Raw genomic sequence first — 15,739 nt, forward strand, 5'->3', positions numbered from 1 at the left:
ATCCGCTTCATCCCCGTGTCTTTGGAAAGAGTCCCTGCGGCCGCAGCACCAGCACGACCAGGAACACGATGTGCCCGAACCAGATGCCCCAGCCCGGATCGAGCCGGAAGCCGATCTGCTGCGTGATGCCCAGGATCATCGCGCCGGCCAGCGTGCCCCAGAACGACCCCATGCCGCCGATGATCACGGCCTCGAAGGCGAAGAGCAGCAGCAGCGGGCCGTCCGAGGGCGACACCGTCGTGCGCATGCCCTGCAGCGCGCCTGCGATGGCGATCAGCACGAAGGCGATGGCGGTCGCGAAGGCGTAGACCTTCTTCGCATCGAGCCCCATGAGCTCGGCGATCTCGCGGTCGTCGGAGACGGCGCGAAACGACCGGCCCAGCGCCGTGCGCGCGAAGAGCCATTGCAGCGCGCCCGTCGCGAAGACCGCAATGGCCAGCACGATGAGCGGCAGCACGCCGAGCGACAACGATTCGCCGAGCGCCACGCCCTGCGTGTTGAGCCCGTTCGTTTCGATGGCGCGCGGGTCGGCCGAGAACAGTTCGAGCAGCAGGTTCTGGATGACGATCGACAGGCCGAAGGTGACGACGAGCGACGGCAACGGGTCCTTGCCCAGCGTGCCGTTGAGCACATAGCGCTGCAGCGCATAGCCGAACGCGAAGGCGATGGGCAGCACCGCAAGCGCCACGAGCCACGGCACCGCATCGCCCGTCAGCGACACGCCCGCGATGACGGCGAACGCACCGAGGATGATGAAGTCGCCCTGCGCGGTGTTGGTGAGCCGCATGACGCCGAACATCAGCGACTGGCCGAGCGCGAACAGCGTGTAGAGGCCGCCGAGCAGCACGCCCTGGACGAGGGTTTCAAGCATGCGCGGCCTCCATGCCGAAGTAGGCCTGCGAGATCTGCTCGCGCGTGAGGTCGGCGGACTTGCCTTCGAGCGACACGCGCCCTTCCTGGAAGCAGTAGATGCGCTGCGACACCTGCCGCGCCATCGTCACGTCCTGCTCGACGATGACCACCGTCATGCCCTCGCCGGTGATGGTGGGCATGGCGGCATAGATCTCGCGGATGACGATCGGCGCGAGGCCGAGCGAGAGCTCGTCGCACAGCAGCACCTCGGGGTTGCTCATGAGCGCGCGGCCGAGCGCGACCATCTGCTGCTGGCCGCCCGAGAGCGAGGTGCCGGGCTGGTGGCGCTTCTCGGCGAGGATGGGGAACAGGGCGTAGAGGCGCTGCAGGTTCCACGGGCCCTTGCGGTTGGCGATGGCGCCCATGAGAAGGTTCTCTTCGACGCTGAGACTGGGGAAGAGGCGACGGCCCTCGGGGACCATGGCGAGGCCTCGGCGGACGATCTCTCCAGGCGGCACGCCGCCGATGGGTTCGCCCTTGAAATGGATCGCATCGCGGGGCGCCCGCACGAGGCCGGTGAGGCTCTTGAGGAATGTCGATTTGCCCGCGCCATTGGCGCCGATGATCGCGACGAGTTCGCCGGCGGCAAGCGCGAAATCGATGCCGAAGAGCGCCTGCGCATCGCCGTAGAAGGCCTTGAGGGCGTGAGCGGAAAGCAGAGCGTTCATGGTCTTTGCTCCCTCCCCTTCCGGGGGAGGGTTGGGGTGGGGGCAAGCGGCGCTCGACGAAGCGCCAAGGGGAAACCAGCGCCGTCGTGCCCCCATCCCAACCTTCCCCCGGAAGGGGAAGGAGCGACACGAAGACAACCCAGCGCGCTCATGCTTCCATCCCCATGTACACCCGCCGCACCTCGGGATCGTTCATTACCGCGCGCGGTTCGCCCTCCGCCAGCTTCTGCCCGAAGTTGATGACGAACAGCCGGTCCGCCAGCGACAGCAGCGCATGCACCACATGCTCGATCCAGATCATCGTCACGCCGCGCGCCTTGATGCGCTTGAGTTCATCGACCAGCACCGCGGCCTCGGGTTCGGTGAGTCCGCCTGCGATCTCGTCGAGCAGCAGCAACTGCGGCTTGGTCGCCAATGCACGCGCCAGTTCGAGGCGCTTGCGGTCCAGCAGCGTGAGTCCGCCTGCGGGCTTGTTCGCATGCGGCATCAGGCCCGTCTGCTCCAGCACTTCATGCGCCGTGCGCCACGCCTCGCGCTCGGTCTGCTGCCCGCCGAAGCAGGCGGCCGTCACGAGGTTTTCGAACACGCTCATGTTCCCGAACGGCTGCGGCACCTGGTAGCTGCGGCCGATGCCCGCATGGCAGCGCTGGTGCGGCTTGAGCCGCGTCACGTCGCGGCCCGCGTACTCCACGCGCCCCGCATCGACGCGCACGTCACCCGAGATCAGGTTGAACAGCGTGGTCTTGCCCGCGCCGTTCGGTCCGAGGATGCCGAGCGTCTCGCCCTCGGCCACCGCGAGCGTGATGTCGTCGGTGACCTTGAGCGCGCCGTAGGCCTTGCTCACGGCATGCAGTGCCAGCAGTGCCATGTCAGAGCAGCCGCAGTGCGCCGCCGGTCGGAATGCTCTTGGCCGCCTCGTTGTTCACGATGGTGAGCTCGACCTTGTACTTCTTGCCCTTGCCCCACTGGCCGAGCACGAGCGGTGTCTTGCTCACGTTCTTGAACGGGCCCTGCCCGCCCCACTTCACCGGACCGACGACGGAGTTGATCGAGGTCGATGCGACCGCATCGCGCACGTCGCCCGCCTTCAGCGATTTGGCGCGCGACAGCGCATTCGCCGCCACCTCGAACAGCGCGTGCGCGAAGCCGATGGGCTGCGTCCACTGCTTTTTCGCACCGGCTTCATAAGCATCCGCCAAGGCCTTCGCACTCTGCTGCGTGAGGCTCGAGGTGAACGGATGCGACGGGCTCCACCACACCTCGGTCGAGAGGCCGTCGCCCAGGTCGCCCAATGCCTCGATCGCGCCGGGGAACAGCAGCGCCTTGCCCAGCGTGATGACCTTGGGCTTGAAGCCCTGCTGCCGCGCCTGCGTGAGGAAGGTCTTGGCATCGGGCGGAATCACCACGCCGGTGACGATCTCCACGCCCTCTTTCTTGAAGGCCGCGATCTGCGCGCTGAAGTCCTGCGTGCCGTTCTGGAAGCGACCGGGGTCGGTGAGCGTGAAGCCCATCTGCGCGAGCGGCTTCGGAAAGCCCAGCTCCTTGTCGCCCCACGCATTGCCATCGCCATCGTTCGGGAACAGGCCGCCGACCTTCTTGTTGGTGGCGAGCGTCTTCCAGCCGTTGGTGTAGTTGGCGATGACGTCTTCCAGCCCCCAGAACACGTGGTACGTCCAGTTGAAGCCCTTGGCCGGATCGCCTTTGCGGCCGAAGAACCACGGCTGCCATGGCACCACGCTGGAGATGCAGGGCACCTCGTTGAGCTCGCAGGCATCGCTCACCGGGTTGGCGGTTTCGGGCGTGCCGGCGGTGAGCACCAGCGCGACCTTGTCCTTCAGGATCAGGTCGTTCGCCACTTCGCCCGCGCGATTGGGGTTCGACTGGCTGTCCTTCAGCACGATCTGCACCGCGTACTTCTTGCCGCCGACGCTGATGCCGTCCTTGAACGCGGTCTTCATCTGCTCGATGACCCATTTGTCAGCCTCGCCGAAAGGCGCGAGCGGGCCGGTCTGCGGCGAGACGTAGCCGATCTTGAGCGTGTCGGCCGCGAACACCAGCGGTGTCGCGCCCGAGGCCACGAGTGCGGCGGTGGCCTGCGTGAATTGCCTGCGATTGAATGTCATGGTTGTCTCCGTCTTTTGTATGTATGTCGTTGCCGCGGGGCCAGGGATCAGCGCGCGAAGTGCGGCGGTATCTGCGCGTCGACGTTCACCCACACGCTCTTGACCTGCGTGTATTCGCGCATCGCATCGAACCCCATCTCGCGGCCGTAGCCGCTCTGGCCGACGCCGCCGAAGGGCGAGCCGGGGTTCACGCGCTTGTAGCTGTTGATCCACACCATGCCGGCGTGCAGGTCGCGCGCCACCTTGTGGGCGCGCTGCAGGTCGCTGGTCCACAGGCCACTGCCGAGGCCGTAGTCGGTGCCGTTGGCGATCTGCATCGCTTCTTCGTCGTTCTTGAAGGTGAGCACGGTGACGAAGGGGCCGAAGACTTCTTCCTGCGCGACGCGGTCCTTGTATGACTTGGCGCGCATCACGGTCGGCTCGACGTAGCAGCCCTTGGCGAGATCGCCGCCGGGCGACTTGCCGCCCGCGAGCAGTTCGCCGCCCTCGCCTTGCGCGACCTCGACATAGCTCAACACGCGCTCGCGGTGCTGCGCGCTGGTGAGCGGGCCCATCTCGGTGTTGTCGTCGAGCGGGTTTCCGAGGCGGATGGATTTCGCGAGCGGAATGAACTGATCGAGAAATGCATCGGCGATCTTCTCGTGCAGCATCAGCCGCGAGCCCGCGATGCAGGCCTGCCCCTGGTTGTGAAAGATGGCCCACGCGCTGCCGTTCACTGCGGCCTGCAGGTTCGCGTCCTCGAACACGATGTTGGGGCCCTTGCCGCCGAGCTCGAGCTGCACCTTTTTCAGGTTGCCCGCGCTGGCCTGCACGATGCGCCGGCCCGTGGCGGTGCTGCCCGTGAAGGCGATCTTCGCGATTTCCGGATGCTCGGCGATGTACTGGCCCGCCACGCTGCCCAGGCCCGGCAGCATGTTGACCACGCCGGGCGGCAGGCCCGCCTCGGCCATCAGCTCGGCGATGCGCAGCGACGACAGCGGCGTGATCTCGGCCGGCTTCATCACGATGCAGTTGCCGGCCGCGAGCGCGGGCGCCATCTTCCAACTGGTGAACATCAGCGGGAAGTTCCACGGCACCACCTGGCCGACGATGCCGACCGGTTCGCGCAGCGTGTAATTGAGAAAACCCTCTTCGACCGGAATGGTCTCGCCCTGGAACTTGTCGGCCATGCCGCCGAAGTAGCGGAAGCACGCGGCCGTGCGCGGCACGTCGAGGCGACGCGAATCGCGGATGGGGTGGCCGGTGTCGAGCGATTCGAGGCGCGCGAGTTCCTCGGCGTTGGCTTCGATGAGGTCGGCGAGCTTGAGCAGGATGCGGCCGCGGTCGGCGGCGGCCATGCGGCTCCATTTGGGGAACGCGCGCTTGGCGGCAGCAACGGCCTTGTCGACGTCGGCCTTGCCGGCCAGCGCGACATCGACGATGGGTGTGTTGTCGTGCGGGTTGAGCGTGGCGAGGGTCTCGCCGGATTCGGCGTCGACGAAGCGGCCGTCGATGAAGAGCTGGTGGCGAATGGACGAAGCAGGCATGGGCGTTCCTCTCCCTCCCCCTTTGGGGGAGGGTTGGGGTGGGGGCATCTTCAAAGAGGGCGCGGGCCTGGAGAGCCCCCACCCCTGCCCTCCCCCAGAGGGGGAGGGAGAAAGGCAGTTCAGAACTGCACGGGGATCTCGGGCGACTCGCCCTTCTGGATCTCGTACACCAGGCTCGGCGACCCGTTCTCCCACACCAGCAGCATCGAGCGCTTGGGGCTGAAGCCCTGGTGGCGGCAGTAGGCGGGCATGGCGGCCATGTCGCCGGCCTTCATGATCACGCGCGCCATCGGACGGCCGGTGTTCTTGTCGCCGCAGTCCCAGTGGATCTCGTCGGTCATCTGGAAGAACCACTCGACGCGGTCGTTGCCGTGGATGATCGGCAGGATGTGCTCCTCGGTCGTCGGGCACATGTAGCTGTGCTTCACCACCGAGGTGAAGCTCGGGTTCCAGGTGACCTGCGAACGGCTCAAGAAGCCGAAGAGGTTGAAGGCATGCACCTCGTTCTCGAAGCCGGGCTCGGGGTGCAGTTCGGGCTGGGCCTGTGGCACGTCGGCGAAGGCGCGATTGATGGGCGCGCCGCGCTCGTCGCTGCGCAGGTCGAGGTCGCCCTTGAGGCCCACGCAGCGCTTGGCGAGCTCGCGCGCCCGGGTGATCTTGGCGGTGTTGTTGCCGCTCTTGCGGCCGTAGGGCGAGCCGGTTTCCTGCGGCGCGCTGAAGGGGTCGAAGCTCTCGTTGGTCCAGTCGTCGAGCATCGCCTCGAAGGTGGCGCGGATCTGCGCGGTCGGGAAGTTCTCGAGCAGGTCGATGCCCGCGTCCTTCATCGTGCCGTTGAAGCTGCCGGCATAGAGGTCGACCGAGTCGTAGTGATTGACAGTGCCGAACACGTCGTCGAAATTCACCCAGCCGTAGAAGAAGCCCCAGGCCACGTCGCGCATCAGTGCGCGCAGGTAATTGCCGGCGTCCAGCGTGTGGCTCATCGGGCGGCCGTCGCGGGTCTTCCAGCCGATGTGCACGAAATATTCGTCGCGGCGGAAGCTGAAGCTGCCGAGCGAAAAGTCCTTGTAGCCGAGCGTGGCGTCGGGCTGCGATGCGATCACGCGGGCGAGTTCTGCGGGTGCGTTCATGGTTCGGTTCCTCTCAATGCGATTGGCAGATGTCGGCCCACTTCTCGACCGACAAGTCGCCCTTGCAGCTCTGCAGGACGATCACGCCCGGCTCGCCGGCGGTGCGGAACTGGTAGGCGGTGTTCTTCGGCAGTAGGCCCTGGTGGCCGCGCGAGAGCTTCATCCAGCCCATCTTCTTGCCCTGCGGTTCGCCCTTCACGAGCACGGCGCCGTTCTTCTCCGTGTCGGCGACGGCCTGGCTGGCGTCGAGCTGCACGAGGTGCACTTCGACATCGCCATCCATCACGAGCGCGAACTCGTCGTGCGCGCAGGTGAACCAGGGCGAGGTGCCTTCGGCGCGCAGCGTCTCGAGCACGTAGATCTGGTTCTGGCCGAACACGACCTTCTCGTAGGGCTTGCTGATGCTGGCGATCTCGAAGCAGTTGGAGAACGCGTAGTGGCGCACGTCGTCGTCGATCGGCTCGACATGGCCTTTCTCGAAATGCTTGAGCGATCCGAAACGGGTCTTGTAAGCAGTTGAAGTGGTGGAAGCGGGGGCTGTCATGGCTTGTCTCCTTGGATGAGCGAACTCTAGGAGTCATGCCGTCCCGCCGGTAGGGACCAGTTTGGAAGAGGATTATTCGGAGTCTCCGAACAATCGGCCGGGTTTACCCGGGATCGCTAGCCGCTCGACCGACTGAATTCAATGAGTTCGGCCGGGATCATTCCGCGCTCGATCAGCGTGGCGTCCCACGGCGGTACGCGCGTGAAGCGCGTGGCGATGTGCTCGATGAACAACCGCAGCTTGAGCGCGTTGCGCGAGGTGCCCGCATACACCGCGCTCAGCGAGAACGACGAGAGCTGGTGCTCCGCCAGCACCACGCGCAGGTCGCCGCGCGCGATCGCATCGCCCGCCACCAGCGTCGGCAGGCAGACGATGCCCGCGTGCTCCAGCGCGTATTCGCGCAGCAGGTGCACGCTGTTAGTGAGCAGCGCGGCGGCGAGGTAGATGGTGGTCTGTTCGCCCTTGTGGTGAAAGGTCCAGCGGTCGCGCGTGGGGTAGCCCGAGTACAGGCCCAGCTTGTGGCGGTGCAGTTCGCGCGGCGTGGCCGGCGTGCCATGCGCCTCGAGGTAGGCGGGCGTGGCGCACAGCAGCCGCCGCACCGGGAAGAGCGGGCGCGACACCAGCTCCTGCGAGGCCGCAGGAAAGATCTGCAGCGCGCAGTCGACGCCGGCCTTCACCGGGTCGGCCACCGCATCGCTCACGATCAGCTCGAGGTGGATGTCGGGGTAGTTCGTCTGGAACTCGCGCAGCAAGGTGGCGAAGCGGCCGAGCACCATGCCCGTCAGCGCATGGACGCGCAGCGTGCCCGAGGGCGTGCCGCGCGCGTCGCGCATCTGGTCGACGATGTCGTTCGCGCGGCCGACCAGCTCGGTGCAGTCGCGCAGGAACGCCTGGCCCATGTCGCTGAGCCGGACGACCCGCGTGCTGCGGTGGAACAGCGGCGCGCCGAGGAACTCCTCCAACTGCTTCACGCGGGTGGTGACCACCGAATTGGCCACCCGCAACTGGCGCGCGGCCTCCGCAAAACTCTGGGTCTGCGCGACGCGAACAAAAGTTTCAATGCTTTGGAGGCGGTCCACGGCGGCACTGTACTGCGCAGGCCTGCTTTTTGCGTCCGGCTGCGGGGCGCCTGGGGCCCCATGGGGGTAAGCCCGGAGCCGGGCGTTGCAGGCAAGACGAAAGACCTGTCATCCCTGTTTCGGAAGGTTAACTGCCCCACTTACAATGCCTGCCGCTATCCCTGCAGCCATTCCCGCCGCGTCATTTACCCCTACGAGGTCTTGTCCGCAATGCCCAAGAGCCCCCGGCCTCGCGCCCGTTTCAGCTTCTCTCCCACCGTGCGAGCCCTGCTCCTGGCCGTTGCGGCCTGCGGCGTGACGCTTCCCGCATTGGCCGCCATCGAGCACGAGGACGTCGACCGCCTCATGCAGGCCGGCAAGCTCGACGAGGCGATGGCAAAGGCCGACGCATTCCTCAAGGACAAGCCGCGCGATCCGCAGATGCGCTTTCTCAAGGGCGTGATCCAGCTGGACACCGGCAAGCGCGCCGAGGCGATCGCCGCCTTCACCCAGCTCACGGTGGATGCGCCCGAACTGCCCGAGCCGTACAACAACCTCGCGGTGATCTACGCGAGCCAGAACCAGTTCGACAAGGCCCGCGGCGCGCTGGAAAGCGCCATTCGCACCAATCCCAGCTACGCCACCGCCCAGGAGAACCTGGGCGACGTGTACGCACGGCTCGCGAGCCAGGCCTACAGCAAGGCGCTGCAGTTGGACCAGACCAACACCGCGGTGCAGCCCAAGCTGGCCGTGATCCGCACGCTCTTCACGCCGACGCCGCCGGGCGCCAAGCCCACGGCACTGGTGGCGGCAGCGGCGCCTGAAGCCGCACGGCCCGCACCGGCCCCTGCCGCCGCGAAGGCGCCAGCTCCGGCACCCGCTCCAGCGCCGGCCCCTGCCAAGGTGGCTGCTGCGCCCGCCCCGGTCGCAGCACCGGCCAAGGTACCCGAAGCGGCGCCTGCCCCCGCACCGGCACCTGCCGCAGCAGCCGCTGCACCGGCCTCCACCGCCGAAGTCGAATCCGCCGTTCGCGGCTGGGCCTCGGCCTGGGCCGGCCAGGACATGGAGCGTTACTTCGCCGCCTACGGCTCGGACTTCACCCCCGGCGGCGGCCAGAGCCGCAAGGGCTGGGAAGAAGATCGCCGCGCCCGCATCGTCGGCAAGTCGAGCATCAGCGTGAACATCGAGAACCTCGTGATCAAGGTCGACGGACAGAACGCCACGGCGAAGTTCCGCCAGATCTACCGCGCGGACAATCTCAACATCTCGAGCCGGAAGACGCTGGACATGCAGCGCTCGGGCAACCAATGGCACATTCGCAAGGAAAGCGTCGGCGGCTAGTGACAGACATCGTCCGGCGCGGCCGGCTTCAGAATCCTCCGTTCCCGCGCCGCGGGAACCTGCTCGCAGCGCTGATGACCGCATCGGCGCTGATGCTGGCGGCACCCGGTGCCGCCTTCGCATCGAACAAGACGACGGGCAGCGCAAAGACCAGCAGCGGCGCCAAGGCCGCCAGCAAGAGCGCCGGCAGCCGCGGCGCCGCCGCGCACGCATCGTCCGGCAAGAGCCGCGCTTCCGCCAGGGAAGCACGCGGCGGCACCGGCAAATCCGTCCAGGCCAAGGGCAAGAAAGCCGCGCTGGCAGAGACCCGGACCGCTTCCGCAGCCAAACCCGGCCGCAAGGCGGCACCCGCCGCCTCCATCCAGGAAGCCAGCAGCGCCGAAGCCCGCCTGATCTCCGTCTACGAAATGTTCGGTCGCGGCCAGGCCCGCCCCGCACTGGCCAAGGCGCGCGATCTGGTGCGGGACTATCCGAACTTCCAGCTTGCGCAGCTCGTCTACGGCGACCTGCTGGCGGCCCAGGTGCCGCCCACGAATTCGCTTCCCGACACGGCCGGCATCGCCAAGATGCGCGGCAACCCGGCCATGTCCGAGCTCCACGAAGAATCGCGCCGCCGCCTGCAGGCCCTGCGCGAACGGCCGCCGGCCGGCACCGTGCCCTCGCAGTTCCTGTCGCTCTCGACCCGAAGCCGCTACGCCATTGCGGTGGATGCCTCGCGCTCGCGCCTGTACCTGCTGGAGAACTCCGACAGGGGGCTCAAGCTGGTGGCCGACTACTACATCTCGGTCGGCAAGTCGGGCACCGACAAGCTCACCGAAGGCGATGCCCGCACCCCGCTGGGCGTGTACTACATCACCAGCAGCCTCGACCCGAAGTCGCTGAAGGACTTCTACGGCGCGGGCGCCCTGCCCATCAACTACCCGAACCCGTACGACATGCGGCGCGGCAGGACCGGCGGCGGCATCTGGCTGCACGGCACCCCGCCCCAGCAGTTCGCCCGGGCGCCGCTCGCGAGCGACGGCTGCGTGGTCATGGCCAATCCCGACCTGAAGCAGTTGCTGCGCAAGGTGCAGGTCGGCGCCACGCCGGTGGTCACAGCCCGCAGCCTGCAATGGATTTCGCCGCCGCAGGCCGAAAAAGAAGCCCAGACATTTACCAGCGCAATTACCGCCTGGAAAGATACACGGGCCAGCGGAAATGAAGCGCAATTGAAGAAATTCTATTTGCCGGATTTCCAGCGCAGCAATAAAAAAACAACCGAAGGTATTTCGGTCCACGACGAAGTGGAATATGCCCAAGGCAAGCGTGTCCAGTTCAAGGACATGTCGTATCTGCACTGGCGTGACGGCGACGACACCATGGTCGCCACCTTCGGAGAAGTCTTCGAGGGCGAAAAGAGCGGGCGCACCAGGCGCCAGTACTGGCTGCGCCAAGGCAGCGAGTGGAAGCTCTTTCACGAAGAAATCCTGGGCTGAGGCCCCTCCGATCCCCTCTCGGCGAGGGGGTCACCCCCTCCGATCTGTGATTTTTTGCGCAGCCGCAGCGCCTATTTTGGCTGTTACAACTCGGCTTTCGCGACCCCGTGCTACGTAACACGTAACGCCTTTGTTCCCGTAACACCCCCCTCCCGCGCGTTCCCGGCACGTAACGCGCCCTCCCATCTTCATGGGAGTTTCGATGCGGTTTACAGAGGGAAAAATACGTCTCTAGATTGTTAACGAACCTGACCAGGGACTCCTGGGACCGGGTGGCAAGAGGCTGGCCGCCATCCTGCTATGTACTTCTCCAATATCACACGAAGGACCTCACTCCCTCGGGTTTGTCATGTTGATACACGGAGTTACGCTGTATAACATCCACCTTGCCAGTCGTTGTTCAACTCTCCTCAAGAGGTAAATCATGCTTAGTTCTATTACTCGTTTTCTGCGCGATGAAGAAGGTGCAACCGCAATTGAATATGGACTTATTGCGGGGCTTATTTCAGTTGCAATCGCCGTTATTGTTGGCGGTGTGGGCGACAGGCTCGAAGGAGTTTTTACGCAAATCCGCAATGCACTTCCTGCCGTTGCTCCTTAAGAACAGCCGTGGCTTTGGGATGCCTCCTGTGGCTTCTTTTTGTCACCGTCTATGACTTCCGACAACGCCGCGTCCCGAATTGGCTGGTGCTCGCCGGAGCCGCTGTGGCTCTCGCGGCACTCGCCCTCGGGATGCAGCCGTTCGGAATCAACTGGACCCAGGCGCTCCTGGGCGCAGGCGTGGGCTTCGGCGCATTGCTGCTTTTCTATGCATTCGGTCTCATGGGGGCAGGCGACGTGAAATTCGCAGGCGCTCTCGGACTCTGGGTCGGCCTCACCGCCCTGGCCCCTATCTGGATCGTCGCCAGCCTCCTGGCCGGCGCACACGGCGCGTTGTGGTACGTCCTGCAACGCTGGCCCCTTTCTCCGCGGCTCGCACTCATCCTGTCGGGCCCGACCTCCGCAGCCAACGGCGGCGCCACGCCGCGCAGGGCTCGCTTCATTCCCTACGCGGCCTATCTGGCCATGGCCTCGGCGGCATGGATGGTCTGGGGGCGACAGAGTTAGCAGTTTCCTGCCTCTGTCACCGAAGGCCTTTCATTCCCTCTTTCTCATGATTGCTTGCCCTCATTCCTCAGCCCGCCGCACATGATCAATCTCACCAAAATCCTTGCCGCCATCCTGGTGCTCCTGGCCATCGCACTGGGCGGCTATGCCTGGATGCTGAGTCGCAAGGCGCCCGCACAGCCCCCTACGGCAACCGGTGCTGCGGTGGCGCCCACCAAGGCGCAGCAAACACTCGTCTATCCGGTCGTGGTCGCGGCCAAGCCCCTTCCCGCGGGCCTGGCGATTCCCGCTGATGCCTTGCGCGTGGAACGGCTGACGATCAATCCGGCCGGTGCTTTCCAGGACGTGACCGTCGCCACCGGCCGCGTCCCCGTGCTGGACCTCGCCGAGGGCACGCCGGTGATGGAAAACCAGCTGGTCTCGGGCTTAGCCCTGCGCATTGCGGAAGGCGAGCGCGCCGTCGCAGTCAAGGCCGACGAGGTGATGGGCGTGGGCAACAAGCTGCAGCCCGGCGACTACGTCGACGTCTTCCTCACGCTCAAGTCCGACGGCAAGGATGTGGATCGCAGTCAGGCCCGCCTGCTGCTGTCGCGCAAGCGCGTATTGGCATTCGGCAACGCCTCGGTCGACGGCCTGCCGTCCAAGTCGGCGGACAGGGCCGCGCAGCAGGCCCAGCGTGCCGAGCCGGCCCGCACCGCGGTGCTCGCGGTCCCGGTCGATGAAGTGAACCGCCTGACCATCGGCGACGCCAGCGGCAGGCTGCTGCTGGCCCTGCGCAACCCGACCGACTTGTCGGAACCAGACCCCAAACTCTTCACCGAACTACCGACGGCCCTGCAGCCCGCGCCGCCCAAGGCGGGCGAGCCGCGCCGCGCGCCACTCGAAGGCCTGGACCGCGCCCAGGCCGGCCTGACCGCCGCGGACCTGGTCACCGGCGGCAAGGGTCCTACCCTCCGGCCGCAAGTCACCGCAGTGCGAGCTCCCAGCGGCGCTCCGCGCACCGCTGGCCCCGCCCGCACAGGCCTGCAGGTCGAGGTGATTCGCGGCGAGCGCAGCGAAACCGTGAACTACTGAATTGCCGATTGCGCAGCACGCCGACACCCGTCATCCAGGAAAAACAAATGCACTACACACCCAGCGAGCAGTCGACCAGCGCCACTCGCAGCCCCGGGGAAGTTTCATCGCGGCTGCTGCGGCCGTCCCTGATCGCCCTGTGTGCGATGGCGCAAGCTATCTGGCCGCTGGCATCCACTGCCGCCGACGCGCAGACGGGGCGTTCGCAACAGCCGCAACAATTGCAACCGCCGCGAACACTGACCCTCAGCGCCGGGACGCAACAGGAGCTGGTCATCGAGAAGGGCATAGACCGGATGGCGATTGGCGACGAAGCGGTGGCCGCCGTCACCATCACGCGCAAGACACCGAGTTCACCGGCCGCGCGGCTGATCGTGACCGGCAAGACAGCGGGGCGCACCACGCTCATGGTCTGGGAAAAGGGCAACAGCGCTGCCACGACCTACACGCTCGAAGTGCGCCGTCGGTCCTCCACGCTCACTGGCACGATGGACAGCATGCCTGCGCACCAGCAGGCACGTGATGCCGCACTGGCGAGCACGGGCGACAAGGACAAGGCCGAATTGGCCGACCGCTCCGTGGTGAGCGTGCGAAGCAACACGGTCCAGGTCGAAGTGAAGGTGGTGGAGTTCAACCGCAGCGTGCTCAAACAAGCGGGACTGAACATCTTCAGCACCCGTGCGAACTCGAACGGTTTCAGCTTCGGCGTCTTCACGCCCTCCTCACTCAAGTCTGCGTCCTTTGCGTCCGACGGCAGCATCAGCGGCGAGTACAACAATCCTCTGGCGCAGGCCTTCAGCCTCCTGTTCAACTTCAGCAAGGCCGGCATCGGCCTGAACGTCGGCTTCCTCGAAGGCAACGGCATGGCGCGTGTTCTCGCCGAGCCGACGCTCGTCGCCATGTCCGGGCAGAGCGCGAGCTTCCTTTCCGGCGGCGAGCTGCCGGTGCCGGTGCCACAGGGCTTGGGCACCACCAGCATCGAATACAAGCCCTTCGGCATCGGCCTCACGCTGACGCCCACCGTGCTGTCGAACGATCGCATCGTGCTCAAGGTGGCTCCCGAGGCCAGCGATCTCGACTACGCGAACTCGCTGAGCATCAATGGCATCGCCGTGCCGGCCATCAGCACACGGCGCGCGGACACCACGGTGGAGCTGGGCGATGGGGAGAGCTTCATCATCGGCGGCCTTGTGAGTCGCACCACCACGTCCAATGCCGACAAGGTGCCGCTGCTGGGCGACCTGCCGATCCTCGGTGCATTCTTCAAGCAGAACAAGTACCAGATGAACGAGAAGGAACTCGTGATTCTCGTGACGCCGCATCTGGTCAAGCCCATTGCCCGCGGCACCGACCTGGCGCCCTATCTGCCCGGCAGCACCGCCGAGCAGCGCGATGGTGCCGTGTGGCGTTCGCATTTCCTCGGCGGTGCAGCCGATACAGCGGTTCCTGGCTTCTCCCGTTGACAACGACGATCTCATCCTCGCCGAGCAGCACCATGAACGCTCCACGCGACAGCATTCCGGAAGTGGGCGCAGAAACCTATCTGTTCGCATCGAGCAACAGCGGCCACATCACCTGGCTGACCGATGCGCTTTCCCGCCTGGGTTCCGTAGTGGTGCTCGGGCCGGACACCAAATCGATCGACGAGCGCATCGCGCTGCTCGGTCCAGTGGCCGTGTTCATCGACTTTTCAATCGACCAGAGCGAGGTCGCCGGCCCGCTCCATCAACGACTGAAACGCGACTGGCCCGCGTTGCCCGTGCTCGCCACCGGCGTCTCGGCCGAGCCTGCCGCCATGCTCGCCGCGCTGCGTGCGGGCGTGGACGACTTCATCGACATCTCTGCCGCTCCCGCAGACGCCGTGAGCACACTGCGAACGCTGATCGAGCGGCGCAGCTCCCAGCAGGTGGGCACGCGCGGACGCACCCTGGCGATGCTGGGCGCCCGTGCAGGCCTGGGTGTCACCACGCTTGCAACGAGTCTCGCGCTGACGCTGAACGACGTGCTCGCGCAAGCACAGGCACAAGCGGCCGTGCGCGGCCCGGCACGTGCCGCGCGCCACGGCGTGGCTCTGCTCGACCTGGGCCTGCCGGCGCGCGACGGCCTGCTCTACCTCGATACGCAAAGCGGCTTCAGCTTTGTCGACGGCGTGCGTAACCTGCGCCGGCTCGACCAGACCCTGTTGCACACGGCGCTGGCGCATCACAGCAGCGGCGTCGCGGTGCTGCCACTGCCGGCGAGCCTGTCGCAAGTGCGCGAGATCTCGCATGCCGACTCGGTAGCGCTCATCAAGCGGCTGACCGACTTCTTCGATTTCCAGATCGCCGACCTGGGCGGCTTCTCCACCATCGACTTCGTGGCACAGACCGTGCGCGAAGCGCAGCGCACCTGGGTGGTCTGCGACCAGAGCATCGGCGCCATCGTGTCCACCGCCAATCTCCTCAAGGACCTGCGCACTCGCGAGGTCGACATGACGCATCTCTCGCTGGTGGTCAACAAGTTCGACAGCCACGTGGACCTGACCGCCAAGGACATCTCCGAGCGCCTGGAGCTGCCTCTGCATCACGTGATCCCCGCGCGCAGCGCGCCCTTGCTGTCGGCCGCGAGCCGCGGCGAGATGCTGGTGCGCACCGCGCGCAACGACCCCTATTCGCAGGCCGTCGCGGGATTGGCCCGAGGCCTGCATCAGGAATTCATGTCTCCCACGGGCCAACCGCCGGCCAAAGATCCTCGCTGGAGTGCGTTGATTTCGCGCTTCCGCAAGAGCCCAAGTGAAGGTTGAGC

The 15,739-nt window shown here is 66.2% G+C and carries 15 protein-coding genes; 7 read left to right on the forward strand and 8 right to left on the reverse strand.

Going from position 1 to position 15,739, the window contains the following annotated elements; translation table 11 throughout:
• Positions 1-7: 7 nt before the first annotated feature.
• From GNX71_RS27950 to GNX71_RS27985, 8 genes are all read right to left on the reverse strand, one after another.
• Positions 8-871, reverse strand: coding sequence for a branched-chain amino acid ABC transporter permease (locus GNX71_RS27950; RefSeq protein ID WP_206175430.1), 864 nt, complete (start codon positions 869-871; stop codon positions 8-10).
• The gene (locus GNX71_RS27955; RefSeq protein ID WP_206175431.1) at positions 864-1,580 is read right to left on the reverse strand and encodes an ABC transporter ATP-binding protein; all 717 of its coding nucleotides are present in this window, start codon (positions 1,578-1,580) and stop codon (positions 864-866) included. The genes GNX71_RS27950 and GNX71_RS27955 overlap by 8 nt, the downstream gene beginning before the upstream one ends.
• A gap of 148 nt (positions 1,581-1,728) precedes the next feature.
• Positions 1,729-2,448, reverse strand: a complete 720-nt coding sequence (locus GNX71_RS27960) for an ABC transporter ATP-binding protein (RefSeq protein WP_206175432.1) — start codon at positions 2,446-2,448, stop codon at positions 1,729-1,731.
• A 1-nt stretch (position 2,449) separates the two neighbouring features.
• A complete protein-coding gene (locus tag GNX71_RS27965) occupies positions 2,450-3,703 on the reverse strand; it encodes an ABC transporter substrate-binding protein (RefSeq protein WP_206175433.1) in 1,254 nt (417 codons plus the stop codon).
• Positions 3,704-3,750: 47 nt separating this feature from the next.
• On the reverse strand, positions 3,751-5,214 hold the full coding sequence (locus GNX71_RS27970; protein WP_206179731.1) for an aldehyde dehydrogenase family protein: 1,464 nt from the start codon (positions 5,212-5,214) through the stop codon (positions 3,751-3,753).
• A 134-nt stretch (positions 5,215-5,348) separates the two neighbouring features.
• Positions 5,349-6,356, reverse strand: coding sequence for a hydroxyquinol 1,2-dioxygenase (locus tag GNX71_RS27975; RefSeq protein ID WP_206175434.1), 1,008 nt, complete (start codon positions 6,354-6,356; stop codon positions 5,349-5,351).
• A gap of 13 nt (positions 6,357-6,369) precedes the next feature.
• Positions 6,370-6,900 carry a hydroxyquinol 1,2-dioxygenase gene (locus tag GNX71_RS27980; RefSeq protein ID WP_206175435.1) on the reverse strand — a complete coding sequence of 177 codons (531 nt, stop codon included), beginning with the start codon at positions 6,898-6,900 and terminating at the stop codon, positions 6,370-6,372.
• A gap of 116 nt (positions 6,901-7,016) precedes the next feature.
• Positions 7,017-7,979: a LysR family transcriptional regulator gene (locus GNX71_RS27985; RefSeq protein ID WP_206175436.1), complete on the reverse strand. Its 963-nt coding sequence runs from the start codon at positions 7,977-7,979 to the stop codon at positions 7,017-7,019.
• Between the two features lie 210 nt (positions 7,980-8,189).
• On the opposite strand from GNX71_RS27985, the gene GNX71_RS27990 reads away from it, so the two are divergent.
• From GNX71_RS27990 to GNX71_RS28020, 7 genes are all read left to right on the forward strand, one after another.
• Positions 8,190-9,299: a nuclear transport factor 2 family protein gene (locus tag GNX71_RS27990; protein WP_206175437.1), complete on the forward strand. Its 1,110-nt coding sequence runs from the start codon at positions 8,190-8,192 to the stop codon at positions 9,297-9,299.
• Positions 9,299-10,774, forward strand: coding sequence for a L,D-transpeptidase family protein (locus tag GNX71_RS27995; RefSeq protein WP_241027074.1), 1,476 nt, complete (start codon positions 9,299-9,301; stop codon positions 10,772-10,774). The genes GNX71_RS27990 and GNX71_RS27995 overlap by 1 nt, the downstream gene beginning before the upstream one ends.
• Before the next feature lie 424 nt (positions 10,775-11,198).
• Positions 11,199-11,375 (forward strand): Flp family type IVb pilin, encoded by a 177-nt coding sequence (locus GNX71_RS28000; protein ID WP_206175439.1) that lies wholly within the window; start codon positions 11,199-11,201, stop codon positions 11,373-11,375.
• An 8-nt stretch (positions 11,376-11,383) separates the two neighbouring features.
• Positions 11,384-11,881 carry an A24 family peptidase gene (locus GNX71_RS28005; RefSeq protein ID WP_206175440.1) on the forward strand — a complete coding sequence of 166 codons (498 nt, stop codon included), beginning with the start codon at positions 11,384-11,386 and terminating at the stop codon, positions 11,879-11,881.
• Positions 11,882-11,962: 81 nt separating this feature from the next.
• The gene (cpaB, locus tag GNX71_RS28010) at positions 11,963-12,955 is read left to right on the forward strand and encodes a Flp pilus assembly protein CpaB (protein ID WP_206175441.1); all 993 of its coding nucleotides are present in this window, start codon (positions 11,963-11,965) and stop codon (positions 12,953-12,955) included.
• 47 nt (positions 12,956-13,002) lie between these two features.
• Positions 13,003-14,418, forward strand: coding sequence for a type II and III secretion system protein family protein (locus GNX71_RS28015; protein WP_206175442.1), 1,416 nt, complete (start codon positions 13,003-13,005; stop codon positions 14,416-14,418).
• 32 nt (positions 14,419-14,450) lie between these two features.
• On the forward strand, positions 14,451-15,737 hold the full coding sequence (locus GNX71_RS28020; RefSeq protein WP_206175443.1) for a histidine kinase: 1,287 nt from the start codon (positions 14,451-14,453) through the stop codon (positions 15,735-15,737).
• The last annotated feature ends 2 nt before the right edge of the window (positions 15,738-15,739 follow it).

The organism is Variovorax sp. RKNM96, assembly GCF_017161115.1.
Taxonomy (GTDB): domain Bacteria; phylum Pseudomonadota; class Gammaproteobacteria; order Burkholderiales; family Burkholderiaceae_C; genus Variovorax.

Excerpts from the sequence above, each read along its gene's own strand:
- GNX71_RS28015 (WP_206175442.1), top strand. The coding sequence starts at position 13,003 with ATGCACTACACACCCAGCGAGCAGTCGACCAGCGCCACTCGCAGCCCC.
- GNX71_RS27950 (WP_206175430.1), bottom strand. The coding sequence starts at position 871 with ATGCTTGAAACCCTCGTCCAGGGCGTGCTGCTCGGCGGCCTCTACACG.
- GNX71_RS27980 (WP_206175435.1), bottom strand. The coding sequence starts at position 6,900 with ATGACAGCCCCCGCTTCCACCACTTCAACTGCTTACAAGACCCGTTTC.
- GNX71_RS27960 (WP_206175432.1), bottom strand. The coding sequence starts at position 2,448 with ATGGCACTGCTGGCACTGCATGCCGTGAGCAAGGCCTACGGCGCGCTC.
- GNX71_RS28020 (WP_206175443.1), top strand. The coding sequence starts at position 14,451 with ATGAACGCTCCACGCGACAGCATTCCGGAAGTGGGCGCAGAAACCTAT.
- GNX71_RS27965 (WP_206175433.1), bottom strand. The coding sequence starts at position 3,703 with ATGACATTCAATCGCAGGCAATTCACGCAGGCCACCGCCGCACTCGTG.
- GNX71_RS27990 (WP_206175437.1), top strand. The coding sequence starts at position 8,190 with ATGCCCAAGAGCCCCCGGCCTCGCGCCCGTTTCAGCTTCTCTCCCACC.
- GNX71_RS27975 (WP_206175434.1), bottom strand. The coding sequence starts at position 6,356 with ATGAACGCACCCGCAGAACTCGCCCGCGTGATCGCATCGCAGCCCGAC.
- cpaB (WP_206175441.1), top strand. The coding sequence starts at position 11,963 with ATGATCAATCTCACCAAAATCCTTGCCGCCATCCTGGTGCTCCTGGCC.
- GNX71_RS27955 (WP_206175431.1), bottom strand. The coding sequence starts at position 1,580 with ATGAACGCTCTGCTTTCCGCTCACGCCCTCAAGGCCTTCTACGGCGAT.
- GNX71_RS28000 (WP_206175439.1), top strand. The coding sequence starts at position 11,199 with ATGCTTAGTTCTATTACTCGTTTTCTGCGCGATGAAGAAGGTGCAACC.